Raw genomic sequence first — 15865 nt, forward strand, 5'->3', positions numbered from 1 at the left:
GCATGTGACTGTCACATCTGTCGTGCGCCGGGGCATAATAGGGTGGGTCGCAATTGTGACCGTGCACATTCCAACGGGGGTGATGGTGTCCGAGAACCTGCCCACGGGACGCGCCCCGAGCATTCGCGACGTGGCACGCCTAGCCGGGGTCTCGCACCAGACTGTGTCGCGCGTACTCAACGCCCACCCCAGCATCCGGGAATCGACCAAACTGCGCGTTCAGCAGGTCATCGACGACCTGCAATACCGACCGAACAGCGCCGCACGGGCTCTGGTCAAGGGGCAGTCCCGCACGATCGGCGTGCTGTCGGCAATGAGCGCGGAATACGGTCCGGCGAGCAGTATTGCGGCGATCCAGGATGCTGCCAGGGAGGCTGGATATTTCGTGAACACAGCCAATATCTCTCGGGGGGAACCCTCGTCGATCCAGGCTGCCGTTGACCACCTGATGGACCAGTCGGTGGAGGGCATCGTCGTCATCGCACCCCAGGTACGGGTCATTGAAGCCATCGAAAAGCTGTCCATCGCCGTGCCGTATGTGACGCTGCAGTCCACCGGTGTTGCAGACAAGCACGCCCTCTCTGTTGACCAGATAGCTGGCGCCCGCCTCGCCACTCGACATCTCATCGACCTCGGACACCGCAACATCTATCACCTCGCTGGACCGCAGGACTGGATCGAGGCTGAGGCGCGCATGCGCGGATTCCTCGAGGAAATGGGGGCGAATGACGTCCCAACTACCGCGCCAATCCTGGGCGACTGGACCGCCGGCTTCGGATACCATGCCGGGCGCGAGCTGCTCCGGGTGCGCGATTTCACTGCAATTTTCTCGTCCAACGACCAGATGGCGCTCGGGCTCATGCACGCCATCCGCGACGCCGGGCTCGATATTCCGCGCGACGTCAGCATCGTTGGATTCGACGACATTCCTGAGGCTGCACACTTCTGGCCGCCACTGACCACCGTGCGCCAGGACTTCGCCGAGCTCGGACGTCGCTGCATCGCCCTGCTCCTGGCCAACATCACCGGTGGCGCGAACGAAGCTTCGTCGAGCCCGCTCATCCCCGAGCTCGTGGTGCGGTCGTCTACGGCCCCGCCCGCGTGGTAGCGGCCAGTCGGACTTCCCTGCGCTAACCAGCCTCGTTTCGGCGTCGTTATCCAAACGAGATAAAAGGGTATTGACAGGCGAATCGAGTCTGGGCCAAAGTGAACTCATCAATGTGACCGTTCACATTTCGATGATGACCTGTGGTAATCCATCGCGACGGGACGTCGCCTTGCGTTCGCACCAGAACCGACAAAGGAGTCAATTTCGTGACCACCGCGCCCCGCCCATCTGCCGGAGAATCGGTCGACCCTGCAGCAAGCGCTGTGGCGGTGGCTGACGCCGAGTCTTACGTCATCGGCGTCGACTTCGGAACTCTCTCCGGCCGGGCCGTGGTCGTACGCGTCTCCGATGGTGTCGAGCTTGGCTCCGCCGTCCTGGATTATCCCCACGCGGTCATGGACACGACCCTCGCCGCGACTGGTGAGGCGCTTCCGCCCGAGTGGGCACTTCAAGTACCCGCGGACTACGTGGCTGTGTTGCAGAGTGCGGTTCCGGCCGCCGTCGCAAGCGCTGGCATCGACCCATCTCGCGTCATCGGAATCGGGACCGACTTCACTGCATGCACGATGGTTCCCGTACTCGCCGACGGTACGCCACTCAACGAGCTCGCCGAATACGCGGGCCGCCCGCACGCGTATGTGAAACTCTGGCGCCACCACGCGGCACAGGGCCAGGCCGATCGCATCAATGACCTCGCGACCTCGCGCGGTGAGAGCTGGCTGCCGCGTTACGGCGGGCTGATCTCGAGCGAATGGGAATTCGCCAAGGGACTCCAGCTTCTCGAGGAAGACCCCGAGCTCTACAACCGTATGGACCACTGGGTCGAGGCCGCCGACTGGATCGTCTGGCAGCTGACCGGGCGTTACCTGCGCAATGCCTGCACTGCTGGATACAAAGGCATCCTGCAGGACGGCGAGTACCCGAGCGAGGCCTTCCTCGGCACGCTCAATCCGGCCTTTTCACGCTTTGCCCTCGACAAAGTGGCGCACGAGATCGGTCAGCTCGGCGCATCCGCTGGCTCGCTGTCGGCCGAGGCCGCAGCCTGGACGGGGCTCCCCGAAGGCATTCACGTGGCAGTCGGCAACGTGGACGCCCACGTGACAGCCCCGGCCGCGCAGGCTGTGAATCCCGGCCAAATGGTGGCCATCATGGGTACCAGCACCTGCCAAGTGATGAACTCCGACCGTCTCGCCGAGGTGCCGGGGATGTGCGGCGTCGTCGACGGCGGCATCATCTCCGGGCTTTACGGCTACGAGGCCGGCCAATCCGGCGTTGGCGACATTTTCGCATGGTACGTCAATAACCAGGTACCGGCGGCATACGTGGAAGAGGCCCGCGCGCTCGGCCGCAGCGTGCATGAGTACCTCACCGAGCTCATCAAAGACCAGCCCGTTGGCGGGCACGGGCTCGTGGCGCTCGACTGGCACAGCGGTAACCGCTCAGTACTCGTCGACCACGAACTCTCCGGGCTAGTCATCGGCATGACCCTCACTACCCGGCCCGAAGAGATTTACCGTGCACTGCTGGAAGCAACGGCCTTTGGCACCCGCGCCATCGTGGAAACATTCAACGACAGCCACGTGCCGGTGACCGAGTTCATCGTGGCCGGCGGCCTGTTGAAAAACGCGTTCCTAATGCAGATTTACAGCGATATTCTCCGCATGCCCATCAGCACTATCGCGAGCGATCAGGGCCCCGCGCTTGGCGCGGCTATTCACGCCGCCGTTGCTGCCGGCGCATACCCCGACGTGCGCGCGGCCGGCGAGAAGATGGGCAAGCTCAACAAAAACGTCTATGTGCCCAACGAGGCGTCTTCGGCGGCGTATGACGAGCTATTCGCGGAATACACGCGGCTGCACGATTATTTTGGTCGCGGCGAAAACGACGTTATGCACCGCCTCAAGGCCCTCAAGCGTCGGGCTACGGTCACCGCACGGGAAGCGCTGGTGTCGGTATGAGTACCTACGGACCCCAGATCGAAGTAGCGATCGCCCGCGTTCGCGCCGAGATCACCCGCCTGCACGCCGAGCTGTTCCGCAATGGACTCGTGGTCTGGACCGGTGGCAACGTTTCCGGCCGTGTGCCGGGCGCGGAGCTCTTCGTGATCAAGCCCAGCGGAGTCGACTATGCCGACCTGGCTCCCGAGAACATGATTCTCTGCGACCTCCAGGGAAATGTCATCCCGGGCACGCCCGGCGCCGACCGTTCGCCGTCGAGTGACACCGCGGCGCACGCATACGTCTATCGGAACATGCCTGACGTTGGGGGCGTCGTGCACACGCATTCCACTTACGCCACGGCCTGGGCCGCCCGTAACGAAGCCATCCCGTGTGTGATCACGGCCATGGCCGATGAATTCGGTGGCCCGATTCCGGTGGGACCGTTCGCGATTATCGGTGATGATTCGATCGGCCGCGGCATCGTCGAGACCCTCGCCGGCCACCGTTCGCGGGCCGTGTTGATGGCTAACCACGGGCCGTTCACGATTGGTAAGGACGCCCGGGACGCAGTGAAGGCCGCCGTGATGGTGGAAGACGTGGCCCGCACGGTGCAGCTCGCCCGAGCGGGCGGCGACCTCGTTCCCATTTCGCAGGATTCCATCGATTCCCTATTTGCCCGATACCAGAACGTCTACGGACAAGCACCGCAGGGAGCACTGAAGTAATGGCATCTCTCACCACGACCCTCGACCAATACGAGGTTTGGTTCCTCACCGGAAGCCAGAACCTGTACGGCGAAGAAACCCTGCGCCAGGTGGCCGAGCAATCCCAGCAAATCGCTCGGGCGCTCCACTCATCGACCGCCGTCCCGGTCAATGTGGTCTGGAAGCCGGTGCTAAAAGACTCCGAGTCCATCCGCCGTGCAGCCCTTGATGCCAATGCCGACGACCGCGTTATCGGCCTGATCGCCTGGATGCATACGTTTTCCCCGGCCAAGATGTGGATCGCCGGCCTCGACGCGCTCACCAAGCCCCTGCTGCACCTGCACACGCAGGCGAATGTCGAGTTGCCCTGGGCCGAGATCGATTTTGATTTCATGAACCTCAACCAGGCCGCGCACGGCGACCGTGAGTTCGGCTACATCCAGACTCGTCTCGGCGTGACCCGCAAGACCGTGGTCGGCCACGTGTCCAACCCGGCCGTGTCCGGCAGCATCGGCTCTTGGACCCGCGCCGCGGCTGGCTGGGCAGCCAGCCGCAGCATGAAGCTCGCCCGCTTCGGAGACAACATGCGCTACGTGGCCGTGACCGAGGGCGACAAAACCGAGGCCGAACTGCGCTTCGGCGTGCAGGTCAACACCTGGCCTGTGAACGAGTTGGCCGAGGCCGTGCACTCCGCAACGGATGCCGCCATCGACGTCTTGGTCGCCGAATATGACGACCTGTACGACGTGGTTCCCGAACTGCGCAAGGGGGGCGAACGGCACGAGTCGCTGCGCTACGGCGCCGCGATCGAGCTGGGGCTGAAGAGCTTCCTCGAGGCCGGCGACTTCGCCGCGTTCACCACGAGCTTCGAAGACTTAGGCGCCCTGCGCCAACTGCCCGGCCTTGCCGTTCAGCGCCTGATGGCCCAGGGCTACGGCTTCGGCGCAGAGGGCGACTGGAAGACATCCGTTTTGGTGCGTGTTGCCAATGTGATGGGTTCCGGCCTTCCGGGCGGCGCGAGCCTGATGGAGGACTACACCTACGACCTCACCCCCGGCGCCGAGTTGATTCTCGGTGCTCACATGCTCGAGGTGAGCCCCTCGCTCACCAGCGAACGGCCGACGCTCGAGATCCATCCGCTCGGTATCGGCGGCCGCGAAGACCCCGTGCGCCTGGTCTTCAACACCGACCCCGGCCCCGCCGTGGTTGTGGCGATGAGCGACATGCGCGATCGATTCCGCCTGGTGGCGAATGTGGTCGAGGTTGTCGAGCCGACAGCCGCGCTGCCGAACCTGCCGGTGGGACGCGCCGTCTGGCGCCCCGAACCCGACTTCGCCACCTCGGCCGCTGCCTGGCTCACCGCCGGCGCCGCCCACCACACCGTGATGTCGACCGCCGTCGGCATCGAGGTTTTCCACGATTTCGCCGAGATAGCTCGAACCGAGCTTCTTGTGATCGATAAGACCACCACCCAGCGGGATTTCACGCGTGAGGTGCGTTGGAACCAGGCCTACTACCGACTGGCGCAAGGCCTGTAGCGGGACCAACATTACCAGCACTATCTCAATCACCGCCTTGACATCATCGTCGAAAATATAGAAATTCGAAGGGAAACACAGTGAAGACACGAAAGGTCCTTATCGGCATTGCTGCCATTGGACTCGCACTCACGCTCGCGGCCTGCTCGGGAACCCGTGGTGGTTCGACCACCACGACTGACGCTGCGGGAGCCAACAAGGGTGCGCTCGTCGGGGTGGCCATGCCAACCAAGACCTCCGAGCGGTGGATCAAAGACGGCGACGCCGTCAAAGCCGACCTGGAGGCGCTCGGTTACAAGGTCGACCTTGAGTACGCGGATGACAAGATCCCCACGCAAGTGCAGCAGATCAGCAACATGCTCACTAAGGGCGCGAAGATCCTCATTATCGCCTCAATCGACGGAACAGCGCTGAGCGACCAGCTTGACCAGGCCGGCAAGTCGGGCGTCAAGGTCATCGCATACGACCGCCTGATTAACGGCAACAAAAACGTCGACTACTACACCACGTTCGACAACTTCAAGGTTGGTGTCGACCAGGCATCCAGCCTGCTCACCGGCCTGGGCATCCTCGATGCTTCCGGTAAGGACACCAGCGAGGCCGGCCCGTTCAATGTTGAGCTGTTCGCCGGAAGCCCCGACGACAACAACGCGACGTTCTTCTTCAACGGCGCGATGGAGACCCTGCAGCCTTACATCGACAAGGGCGTTCTCAACGTCAAGAGTGGCCAGACTGGTTTCACGCAGGTCGCCACGTTGCGTTGGGACCCCTCGACAGCACAGAAACGGATGCAGAACCTCATCGCCAGCACATACTCGGACGGCAGCAAGGTTGACGGTGTGCTGTCCCCGTATGACGGCCTCTCCATCGGCATCATCTCGGCGCTGACTAGCTCGGGTTACTCCGCGGACGCCCTGCCGGTCATCACCGGCCAGGACGCTGAAGCTGCGTCGGTCAAGTCGATCATCTCGGGCCAGCAGTATTCAACGATCTACAAGGACACTCGCCAACTGGGCAAGGAAGCCGTGAAGATGGCCGATGACATCCTGAACGGCAAGACCCCGGAGGTCAACGACACGAAGAGTTATAACAACAAGGTCAAGGACGTCCCGACCTTCCTGTTCCAGCCCACCGTGGTCACCATCGACAACTACAAGGAGGTTCTCGTCGATAGCGGGTACTACACCGAAGCCGACCTGAAGTAAGTCCCCCCTCCCCAACAGGTCGTGGCGGTGGGGAACCGCCGCCACGACTACCCCTCAGGCATGAAAGAAGGAGCAACGGTGACAACCAACATTCTCGAGATGCGCGGCATCACGAAGACCTTCCCAGGTGTCAAGGCGCTCCAGGATGTCTCCCTCGCGGTCGAACGCGGCCAGATTCATGCTATTTGTGGTGAGAACGGTGCGGGAAAGTCCACCTTGATGAAGGTGCTGAGTGGCGTTTACGCGCACGGCAGTTACGACGGCGAGATCGTTTTCGAGAACGAGACCGTCGAGTTCAAGACCATCAACGAGTCCGAGGCCACGGGCATCGTTATCATCCACCAGGAGCTCGCGCTGAGTCCCTACCTGTCGATCGCCGAGAACATCTACCTCGGCAACGAGCAGCAGACGAATGGCTGGATCGACTGGAATAAGACCAACCGCGAGGCGGCCAAACTCCTCGCCAGAGTGGGGCTGAAAGACAACCCCATCACGAAAGTAACCGACATCGGCGTCGGCAAGCAGCAACTCGTGGAGATCGCGAAGGCGCTCTCCAAGGAGGTGAAGCTGCTCATCCTGGATGAGCCGACCGCCGCTCTCAATGACGAGGACTCAGCGCACCTGCTTGATCTGATCAAGCACCTGAAAGGCCAAGGGATCACCTCGATCATGATCAGCCACAAGCTGAATGAGATTAAGGCAATCGCCGACAAGGTCACGATCATCCGAGATGGCAAGACCATTGAGACCCTCGACATGCACAAGGATGAGATTTCGGAGGAGCGCATCATCAAGGGGATGGTTGGCCGAGACCTGGGGAGTCGGTATCCGGACCACACGCCGCACATCGGCGAAGAGATCCTGCGCGTAGAGGACTGGACTGTCTACCATCCACTGCACCATGATCGTATGGTCGTCAAGGACGCCAATATCCACGTGAAAGCGGGCGAGATTGTAGGCATCGCTGGCCTCATGGGGGCCGGGCGCACCGAGCTGGCGATGAGCGTCTTCGGCCACAGTTACGGGGCCAAAATCTCGGGGCGAGTGTTCAAGAATGGGGTGCTGATCAAGACCAACACGGTCTCGGCGGCCATCGGCCACGGCCTTGCCTATGCCACTGAGGACCGCAAACACTTCGGTCTCAACCTGATCGAAAATATCCAGCGCAATATCTCGCTGGCCGCGCTGCAGAAGCTGGCACGGAGCGGTTGGGTCGATGCGAACCGCGAGTCCACCGTCGCGGAAGGCTTTCTCAAAAGCATGAACATCAAGGCACCGAGCGTGGAAGCAATTACCGGCAAGCTCTCTGGCGGGAATCAGCAAAAGGTCGTGCTCTCGAAGTGGATGTTCTCAGACCCCGACGTGCTCATCCTGGACGAGCCCACCCGTGGTATCGATGTGGGTGCCAAGTACGAAATCTATGGAATCATCAATCGGCTCGCCGATGAGGGGAAGGGGGTCATCGTCATTTCTTCCGAGCTGCCGGAGCTACTCGGTATCTGCGATCGTATTTACACTCTGGCGGAGGGGCGTATCACCGCGGATGTGCCACGCAGCCAGGCCACAGCCGAATATCTCATGCAACGAATGACCCAGGAAAGGGACAAGGAAAGCTGATGACTGTCTTCAGATCCTCACTCGACTATCTCGCCGGACAACTCCGCCAGATTGGCCTGTTCATCGCTCTGATTGCCATCATCATTTTCTTCCAAGTGGCGACTTCAGGAATTACGCTGAAGCCGATCAACGTGTCGAACCTGATCGTGCAGAACAGCTACATCCTTATCCTCGCGGTCGGTATGGTCATGGTGATCATCGCGGGCCATATCGATTTGTCGGTGGGCTCGGTTGTGGCCTTCGTTGGCGCGATGTCGGGGGTCATGATCACCCAATGGCATATTCCGTGGTGGGGGGCCATCATTCTCTGCCTGATCCTGGGTGCGCTCGTGGGAATGTGGCAGGGGTTCTGGATCGCCTACTTTGGCATACCGGCCTTCATCGTCACCTTGGCCGGCATGCTCACATTCCGTGGTCTCACTCAGATTGCTCTGCAAAACCAGCAAATCTCGCCGTTCCCCGACGAGTTCCGTGCGCTTGGCAGTGGGTTCCTGCCGGACCTCGGGGGCGGAACGAGTCTGCTTGAACCGCTGACAGTGGGGCTGGGATTACTCGCAACCGTCCTGCTGGTGGCTCAGGGCGTGAGATCTCGCATGGCGCGCAGGAAGTACGACGTGGAAGATGAACCGCTAGCGTGGTTCCTGGTCAAGCTCGTGTTCACCGCTGGACTGATCCTATTGATAACGTTCCTGCTCGCCAGCTACCGTGGCACTCCGATCGTGCTCGTCGTGCTCGGCATTCTCACTGTGGGATATTCCGCAGTGATGTCTCGAAGCGTCTTCGGGCGACATGTGTACGCGCTTGGCGGGAACAGGCTCGCGGCGGCCCTCTCGGGTGTAAAGACCAAGCGGGTCACGTTCTTGCTCTTCGTTAACATGGGCGTTATCGCGGCCCTCGCCGGCCTGGTCTTCACCGCACAGCTGAACCTCGCCAATCCCAAGGCCGGTGATGGCTTCGAACTTGATGCAATTGCGGCCGTATTCATCGGTGGCGCGGCGGTTACGGGCGGTATCGGCACGGTGACCGGTGCCATCATCGGTGGCCTGATCATTGGGATCCTGAACAACGGTATGTCGATTCTCGGTGTGGGAACAGAGTTCCAACAGCTCATCAAGGGGCTCGTGCTGTTGGGCGCCGTGGCTTTCGACGTCTACAACAAGCGTCGTTCCGGCAGTCACTGACCGAATTCGACTCACGATAGAGCCCCGACTGTCTTTGGACGTCGGGGCTTTCGTGTGCCTGGGGCCGGCCGATACGACACGCCGCCCGAGATTCCACAGGCAAAATAATGTTCCGGGCGGTGACTGTGGATAACTTGGTGCAGTTCCGCGGAATCTCGGCGGTTTTGCGCCGGGGGACTGTGGGCAACGTGTGGAATGTCGGTGGATAACTACACAAATGTAATTACTGCATGTAGTGGCTATTGAGCGTAGCGATCACTAGATGTAGTATTGAAACTCTAGTCAGGCACTACAGCCCGACAGTACACTTGCTCACTTTGAACGACGATTTCTGACGAATACTCGCCGGAAATCGAAGAGTTTCATCGAACATACTTGCGAAGTATGTCGAACAGTTTTAGACTTCACCAGCCAAGAAGAAAGGCCATAACCATGGCAATCACCGTTTACACGAAGCCCTCCTGTGTGCAGTGCACGGCCACCTACCGGGCCCTCGACAACAAGGGTCTCGAGTATGAGGTGCTCGACCTCTCGGTCGACGAAAACGCCCTCGAAGCTGTCAAGGCATTGGGCTACCTGCAGGCGCCCGTCGTGATCACCGACGAAGAGCACTGGTCGGGCTTTCGTCCAGACAAGATCAACGCACTTGCCGCTCGCCTCGCGTAGCCACCACCAGCACACCCCCGTCTCAACGCGCCGCCCGATCAGAATCGCCACACTAGATGACTGACATCGTGTACTTCTCGAGCACCTCGGGCAACACTGCCCGGTTTGTCGAGAAACTCGGTCGAACGGCAGCGCGAATCCCGCTTCATGCGCGTGAGGAGCCGCTCGTTGCCCAGGAGCCGTTCGTGCTCTGCGTGCCCACCTATGGTGGCGGCAGTGTGGGCGGGGCGGTGCCCAAGCAGGTCATCAAGTTTTTGAACAACGAGACCAATCGGTCGTTGATTCGCGGCGTCATCGGCGCCGGCAACATGAATTTCGGTACGGCATACTGCCTGGCTGGCGACATCATCGCCGCCAAGTGCAAGGTGCCCCACCTCTATCGCTTCGAAGTATTTGGAACACCGGATGATGTGCGCATCGTTCACGACGGATTGGAAGAATTTTGGAAACAACAGCCGTGAAGATCACGCCCATCGATGCACCCTCGGGCATGGACTACCACTCGCTCAACGCGATGCTCAACCTGTACGGCCCGAACGGGGAGATCCAGTTCGACAAGGACCGCGAGGCGGCCCGTGAGTTCTTCCTGCAGCACGTCAACCAGAACACGGTGTTCTTTCACTCGCTGCGCGAGCGCCTCGACTACCTGGTCGAGAAGGAATACTACGAGCAGGCCGTACTCGACCAGTACTCGTTCGAGTTCATCACGAGCCTGAACGACCTCGCGTACTCCAAGAAGTTCCGTTTTCAGAGCTTCCTCGGTGCCTTCAAGTACTACACCTCGTACACGCTGAAGACCTTCGATGGCAAGCGTTACCTCGAGCGTTTCGAAGACCGCGTCGTCATGACCGCGCTGGGTCTCGCCTCCGGTGATGAGAAGCTCGCCGTCGCCCTGGTCGAAGAGATCATCGCCGGACGCTTCCAGCCCGCGACCCCCACCTTTTTGAACTCTGGCAAGGCTCAGCGCGGCGAGCTCGTCTCGTGCTTCCTGCTGCGCATCGAAGACAACATGGAGTCGATCTCCCGCGGCATCAACTCCTCGTTGCAGCTCTCCAAGCGTGGCGGCGGCGTGGCGCTGCTGCTGAGCAACATTCGTGAGGCCGGCGCGCCGATCAAGCAGATCGAGAACCAGTCCAGCGGCATCATTCCCGTGATGAAGCTGCTCGAAGACTCCTTCAGCTACGCCAACCAGCTCGGCGCCCGCCAGGGCGCGGGCGCGGTGTACCTGCAGGCGCACCACCCCGACATCATGCGTTTTCTCGACACCAAGCGGGAGAACGCTGATGAGAAGATTCGCATCAAGACCCTCTCGCTCGGCGTCGTCATTCCCGACATCACCTTCGAGCTCGCCAAGAACGACGAGTGGATGTACCTCTTCTCGCCGTACGACGTGGAAAAGGTCTATGGCGTGCCCTTCGCCGACATCTCCGTGACCGAGAAATATCACGAGATGGTCGACAACCCCCGCATCAAGAAGTCCAAGATGAAGGCGCGCGAGTTCTTCCAGACCCTCGCGGAGATCCAGTTCGAGTCGGGCTACCCGTACATCATGTTCGAGGACACCGTCAACAAGGCGAACCCGATCGAGGGTCGTATCAACATGTCGAACCTCTGCTCCGAGATTCTGCAGGTGAACACCCCGACCACGTACAACGAGGACCTCTCGTACAACGAGATCGGCAAGGACATCTCCTGCAACCTCGGCTCGATGAACATCGCCCTGGCGATGGACTCCGGCAACCTCGGTCGCACCGTGAACGCGGCCATCCGTGGCCTGAACGCGGTGTCCGAGCAGAGCCACATCAGCTCGGTTCGCTCCATCGAAGACGGTAACGACCGTTCGCACGCCATCGGCCTTGGCCAGATGAACCTGCACGGCTACCTGGCCCGCGAGCGCATCTACTATGGCAGCGAAGAGAGCATCGACTTCACCAACATCTACTTCTACACGGTGTTGTTCCACGCGTTGACGGCCTCCAACGCCATCGCCATCGAGCGCGGTGGCACCTTCGAGGGCTTCGAGAACTCCACCTACGCCTCCGGTTCGTTCTTCGACAAGTACACCGACCAGGTCTGGGAGCCGACCACCGCCCGCGGCGCCGAGCTGTTCAGCCAGGCCGGGGTGTCGATTCCCACGCAGGCGGATTGGGCCGAGCTCAAGGCATCCGTTGTGAAGCACGGTATCTACAACCAGAACCTGCAGGCCGTGCCGCCCACCGGGTCGATCTCGTACATCAACAACTCCACCGCGTCGATCCACCCGATCGCAGCGAAGATCGAGATCCGCAAGGAAGGCAAGCTGGGCCGCGTGTACTACCCGGCGCCGTTCATGACGAACGACAACCTGGACTACTACCAGGACGCCTACGAGATCGGCTACGAGAAGGTCATCGACGTGTACGCGGCGGCGACGCAGCACGTGGACCAGGGCCTCTCGCTGACGCTGTTCTTCAAGGACACCGCCACCACCCGCGACATCAACCGCGCCCAGATCTACGCGTGGAAAAAGGGCATCAAGACCATCTACTACATCCGTCTGCGTCAGATGGCCCTTGAGGGCACTGAGGTTGAGGGTTGCGTCTCGTGCGCGCTGTAACTTTTCTGAACACCGGAATGTCTATGAAGGACGAATCATGAGTAGCCCCAAGGTCAAGTTGGTGTCGCATGTTGATGCGATCAACTGGAACAAGATCGAAGATGAGAAAGATGTCGAGGTGTGGAACCGCCTCACCAACAACTTCTGGCTGCCCGAGAAGATCCCGCTGAGCAACGACATCCAGTCGTGGAACCAGCTCACCCCGGTGGAGCAGCAGCTCACCCTGCGCGTGTTCACCGGGCTGACCCTGCTCGACACGATCCAGGGCACCGTCGGCGCCGTCTCGCTCATCCCCGATGCGATCACGCCGCACGAGGAAGCCGTGTACACGAACATCGCGTTCATGGAATCCGTGCATGCCAAAAGCTACTCGTCGATCTTCTCGACCCTGAGCAACACCAAGGACATCGACGAGGCGTTCCGCTGGTCGACCGAGAACGAGAACCTGCAGCGCAAGGCCTCGATCGTGATGGACTACTACCAGGGCGACGACCCGCTGAAGCGCAAGGTGGCCTCGGTTCTGCTCGAGTCCTTCCTGTTCTACTCGGGCTTTTACCTGCCCATGTATTTCTCCAGCCGGGCCCGCCTCACCAACACGGCCGACCTCATCCGCTTGATCATTCGTGACGAAGCGGTGCACGGCTACTACATCGGCTACAAGTTCCAGAAGGGCCTTGAAAAAGAGACGCAGGAGCGTCGCGACGAGATCAAGGACTACGCCTTCAACCTCGTGTTCGAGCTGTACGAGAACGAGGTGCAGTACACGCAGGACCTGTACGACGAGGTCGGCCTGACCGAAGACGTGAAGATGTTTCTGCACTACAACGCCAACAAGGCGCTGATGAACCTCGGCTACGAGGCGATCTTCCCGAAGGACGTCTGCGACGTGAACCCGGCGATTCTCTCGGCGCTCTCACCGAACGGCGACGAGAACCACGACTTCTTCTCGGGTTCGGGTTCGTCGTATGTCATCGGCAAGGCTGTCGTGACCGAAGACGACGACTGGGACTTCTAGACGCCACTTAAGAATTCTGACTATTCGGTCAGAGCACAAAAAATAGCCCTGTCGAGCGCAGAAAGACTGCGCTCGCAGAGCCCCCGCAAGCGGGATTGTTCCTCATGAACCCATTCAGCTTACGAGAAAGTATTTGGTCTTGTCAAAACTAGTACTGACAAGACCAGCGATTGCAGGGGGTTGGCAGGGCCAGAAAGGAAGAATGATGGCAAAACGCATCGTTCGGATTCGCATCACGCGGACCATTCGTATTCAGCCCAAGAAGCGCTAAGTGCTTCGTGTGACTCTTGTACTTGGACGGCTCGGGTCCAATCGCAAGACTCACATCCCGAACGCAATCGATTGGAGGTCTGCCGTGGCCCAAAACGCCAAACAGACAAGCATCAAGGTCGCAAGAGTGGCAAGCACAGTCATGAAGGACGCACGGTACAGCGCTGCAGCCAAAACTGTCGCTGCCAGTGCCCTTGCGCAAACGAAAAAGAAGTCCGGAAAGTAGATTCAGAAACTGACGAGGAACCCAAATTTAGTTAGATCCGAGTTTGGGCTCCTCGTCATCACCGGCTGCCACCCCGACTGTGTGGCGACAGGTTCCTGTGCTGCTGCGCGATTTTTCGAAAATGCCCGCCAGAACATAGGCTGCTGACATCTCGCACTTCGGTCGAATAGCTCAGGATGCCAGCCGAGCTACGAGGCGTTCCGTGGCTTCGAGCAGGGCGGGAATGTCATTTCTGGCGGTGTTGCTCAGGATCGAGTGCGTGGTGTCGAAGTAGCGGTGCGCTAGGTGATCTCGCAGTCGGGCGATCTCGCTCCAGGGGATGCTGGGTTCAAGCTCCCGGGTTTGAAAGGTCAGATCCTTCGTCGCCTCCCCGATCTCGATCAGCCGCATGCGAATGGCATCGAAGATCAGGTCCTCGGCGGCATCCGCGCGGCTCAGATAGTCCGCGATTGCCAGGCAGGCCGCGCGGATGTCATCGACGCGTTCTCGATCGGAACGACTCACAAGGGTCTCGACTCGGTAAGCACTCTCTGCGCCATGCGGGGCTTGAGGCTATCCGCCGGGACGATGTCGACCGGCACGCCCAAGATGCGCTCGGACTCGCTTTGGAGCCGGGCCAGGCCGAACAGCCCGACGCCTGCGTCGAGGTCGACGAGCAGGTCGACGTCGCTGGAGGCAGTGTCATCGCCGCGGGCGACGCTACCGAACATGCGAACGTTGCTGGCTCCAAGCTCTTCGAGTCGGGCCACCAGTTCATCGCGGTGGCTGGCGAGCAATCGCTGGTGCGGCGACGTGGGTGCAAAGGGGGTGAGTGCCAGATCGAGCTGGAACCCGCTGGCCCGTACGAGACGTTGGAGGGTGGCCAGGGCGGGTTCTCGCTTGCCGGCCTCGTATGCACTGATTACGCTCTGCGTGACTCCGGCGCTTGCACCCAACTGAGCTTGCGTAAGACCGGCCCGTCGTCGGGCCTGCATCAGAATGGATGCAGCGGATGTCGACATGGGCAAAGTATAGCGTTTTGTCGATATCAACGGAATAGCCGGGCGGATTCGACGGTCGATGACCGGAGAGCGGACGTACGATGGCGGTGTCAGGCACGATGATTCGAGAGGGTCGCCATGGTAGAGGTACGCGTTCTCGGGGTTGCGATCGACAGCGAGGGCCAGCACATCATCCTCCTGAAACCGGTCGGAGAGCCGCAGGCCGTTGGAACCGTGCTGGCGATTGTGGTCGGGGAAGCGGAGGCGACTTCGACGCTGATCGCCCTCAGCGGTGAGGAGCCGCCACGACCGTTGTCACACGATCTGATGAAGACGCTGATCGACACCGTCGGCGCCCACTTCGAGCGAGTCGACGTCACCCGCATCGACCAGGGAATCTTCTACGCCGAGATCACTCTTCGCATTGCGACCGGCTCATTCGTGCTCGATGCCCGGCCCTCGGATTCCGTCGCACTCGCTCTGCGCGCCGGAGCACCGATCTTCGTCGCCGAGGACGTCTTGCAGGCCGAGGGCATTCCCGCCGCGATGGTTGAATCTGGACGCAACGTGGAGGAGGCGCCTGTCCGGGAGCAGTCGCTCGACGAATTCAAGGATTTTCTGGAGCACGTCGACCCGGAGGACTTTCAGAGCTGACGCCGCGGCGCCCGCACGCTCAGCCGATCGTCGTGGTCATGGCCTGAGTCTGCCAGAACGCGCGCACGATGGCGGTGACAAAGAGCACTGGTGCGATGGCTCCGACCGGGACTAACGTGAGGGCGTGCCCGCTGCTGTGGTTGACGCCCGAAGCGCTCACGCCGC

General features: G+C 60.8%; 15 protein-coding genes. 12 read left to right on the forward strand and 3 right to left on the reverse strand.

The genetic code is table 11. The features are described 5' to 3' along the window. Window positions 1–82 precede the first annotated feature (82 nt). From E3T35_RS04445 to nrdF, 11 genes are all read left to right on the forward strand, one after another. Window positions 83–1108 (forward strand): LacI family DNA-binding transcriptional regulator, encoded by a 1026-nt coding sequence (locus E3T35_RS04445; protein ID WP_134378068.1) that lies wholly within the window; start codon window positions 83–85, stop codon window positions 1106–1108. Between the two features lie 263 nt (window positions 1109–1371). Continuing rightward, window positions 1372–3066 carry a ribulokinase gene (gene araB, locus E3T35_RS04450; protein ID WP_198420994.1) on the forward strand — a complete coding sequence of 565 codons (1695 nt, stop codon included), beginning with the start codon at window positions 1372–1374 and terminating at the stop codon, window positions 3064–3066. Continuing rightward, the gene (locus E3T35_RS04455; RefSeq protein ID WP_092340393.1) at window positions 3063–3773 is read left to right on the forward strand and encodes an L-ribulose-5-phosphate 4-epimerase; all 711 of its coding nucleotides are present in this window, start codon (window positions 3063–3065) and stop codon (window positions 3771–3773) included. The genes araB and E3T35_RS04455 overlap by 4 nt, the downstream gene beginning before the upstream one ends. Next, complete coding sequence (gene araA / locus E3T35_RS04460; RefSeq protein ID WP_092340392.1) at window positions 3773–5290, forward strand: L-arabinose isomerase; 1518 nt, start codon at window positions 3773–3775, stop codon at window positions 5288–5290. The genes E3T35_RS04455 and araA overlap by 1 nt, the downstream gene beginning before the upstream one ends. 80 nt (window positions 5291–5370) lie before the next feature. After that, a complete protein-coding gene (chvE, locus tag E3T35_RS04465; protein ID WP_134377973.1) occupies window positions 5371–6495 on the forward strand; it encodes a multiple monosaccharide ABC transporter substrate-binding protein in 1125 nt (374 codons plus the stop codon). 78 nt (window positions 6496–6573) lie between these two features. Next, window positions 6574–8112, forward strand: coding sequence for a multiple monosaccharide ABC transporter ATP-binding protein (gene mmsA / locus E3T35_RS04470; protein ID WP_092340390.1), 1539 nt, complete (start codon window positions 6574–6576; stop codon window positions 8110–8112). Then, window positions 8112–9293, forward strand: a complete 1182-nt coding sequence (gene mmsB, locus E3T35_RS04475) for a multiple monosaccharide ABC transporter permease (RefSeq protein WP_092340389.1) — start codon at window positions 8112–8114, stop codon at window positions 9291–9293. Before mmsA ends, mmsB begins: the two co-directional genes overlap by 1 nt. A 432-nt stretch (window positions 9294–9725) precedes the next feature. Further along, window positions 9726–9959, forward strand: coding sequence for a glutaredoxin-like protein NrdH (gene nrdH / locus E3T35_RS04480; protein WP_134345106.1), 234 nt, complete (start codon window positions 9726–9728; stop codon window positions 9957–9959). A 56-nt stretch (window positions 9960–10015) separates the two neighbouring features. Beyond that, complete coding sequence (nrdI, locus tag E3T35_RS04485; protein WP_092340388.1) at window positions 10016–10420, forward strand: class Ib ribonucleoside-diphosphate reductase assembly flavoprotein NrdI; 405 nt, start codon at window positions 10016–10018, stop codon at window positions 10418–10420. A gap of 29 nt (window positions 10421–10449) precedes the next feature. After that, window positions 10450–12555, forward strand: a complete 2106-nt coding sequence (gene nrdE, locus E3T35_RS04490) for a class 1b ribonucleoside-diphosphate reductase subunit alpha (RefSeq protein ID WP_134345165.1) — start codon at window positions 10450–10452, stop codon at window positions 12553–12555. A 37-nt stretch (window positions 12556–12592) separates the two neighbouring features. Next, on the forward strand, window positions 12593–13570 hold the full coding sequence (gene nrdF / locus E3T35_RS04495; protein WP_134345107.1) for a class 1b ribonucleoside-diphosphate reductase subunit beta: 978 nt from the start codon (window positions 12593–12595) through the stop codon (window positions 13568–13570). Between the two features lie 667 nt (window positions 13571–14237). On the opposite strand, the gene E3T35_RS04500 is transcribed toward nrdF, so the two are convergent. Beyond that, window positions 14238–14570 carry a DUF86 domain-containing protein gene (locus tag E3T35_RS04500; protein ID WP_134345108.1) on the reverse strand — a complete coding sequence of 111 codons (333 nt, stop codon included), beginning with the start codon at window positions 14568–14570 and terminating at the stop codon, window positions 14238–14240. Next, a complete protein-coding gene (locus E3T35_RS04505; RefSeq protein WP_134377974.1) occupies window positions 14567–15067 on the reverse strand; it encodes a helix-turn-helix domain-containing protein in 501 nt (166 codons plus the stop codon). Before E3T35_RS04505 ends, E3T35_RS04500 begins: the two co-directional genes overlap by 4 nt. A 117-nt stretch (window positions 15068–15184) precedes the next feature. Between E3T35_RS04505 and E3T35_RS04510 the strand changes: the two genes are divergently transcribed. Beyond that, the gene (locus E3T35_RS04510) at window positions 15185–15700 is read left to right on the forward strand and encodes a bifunctional nuclease family protein (protein ID WP_134345110.1); all 516 of its coding nucleotides are present in this window, start codon (window positions 15185–15187) and stop codon (window positions 15698–15700) included. Between the two features lie 19 nt (window positions 15701–15719). On the opposite strand, the gene E3T35_RS19145 is transcribed toward E3T35_RS04510, so the two are convergent. Further along, on the reverse strand, window positions 15720–15860 hold the full coding sequence (locus E3T35_RS19145; RefSeq protein WP_166789821.1) for a hypothetical protein: 141 nt from the start codon (window positions 15858–15860) through the stop codon (window positions 15720–15722). Between the last annotated feature and the right edge of the window lie 5 nt (window positions 15861–15865).

The organism is Cryobacterium sp. TMT1-2-2, assembly GCF_004403505.1.
GTDB classification, from domain to species: Bacteria; Actinomycetota; Actinomycetes; order Actinomycetales; family Microbacteriaceae; genus Cryobacterium; species Cryobacterium flavum.

What these genes read in the sequence shown, in the direction of transcription:
- E3T35_RS04445 (WP_134378068.1), top strand. Translation starts at nt 83, where the DNA reads ATGGTGTCCGAGAACCTGCCCACGGGACGCGCCCCGAGCATTCGCGAC.
- E3T35_RS04455 (WP_092340393.1), top strand. Translation starts at nt 3,063, where the DNA reads ATGAGTACCTACGGACCCCAGATCGAAGTAGCGATCGCCCGCGTTCGC.
- araA (WP_092340392.1), top strand. Translation starts at nt 3,773, where the DNA reads ATGGCATCTCTCACCACGACCCTCGACCAATACGAGGTTTGGTTCCTC.
- mmsB (WP_092340389.1), top strand. Translation starts at nt 8,112, where the DNA reads ATGACTGTCTTCAGATCCTCACTCGACTATCTCGCCGGACAACTCCGC.
- nrdH (WP_134345106.1), top strand. Translation starts at nt 9,726, where the DNA reads ATGGCAATCACCGTTTACACGAAGCCCTCCTGTGTGCAGTGCACGGCC.
- nrdI (WP_092340388.1), top strand. Translation starts at nt 10,016, where the DNA reads ATGACTGACATCGTGTACTTCTCGAGCACCTCGGGCAACACTGCCCGG.
- nrdE (WP_134345165.1), top strand. Translation starts at nt 10,450, where the DNA reads ATGGACTACCACTCGCTCAACGCGATGCTCAACCTGTACGGCCCGAAC.
- nrdF (WP_134345107.1), top strand. Translation starts at nt 12,593, where the DNA reads ATGAGTAGCCCCAAGGTCAAGTTGGTGTCGCATGTTGATGCGATCAAC.
- E3T35_RS04505 (WP_134377974.1), bottom strand. Translation starts at nt 15,067, where the DNA reads ATGTCGACATCCGCTGCATCCATTCTGATGCAGGCCCGACGACGGGCC.
- E3T35_RS04510 (WP_134345110.1), top strand. Translation starts at nt 15,185, where the DNA reads ATGGTAGAGGTACGCGTTCTCGGGGTTGCGATCGACAGCGAGGGCCAG.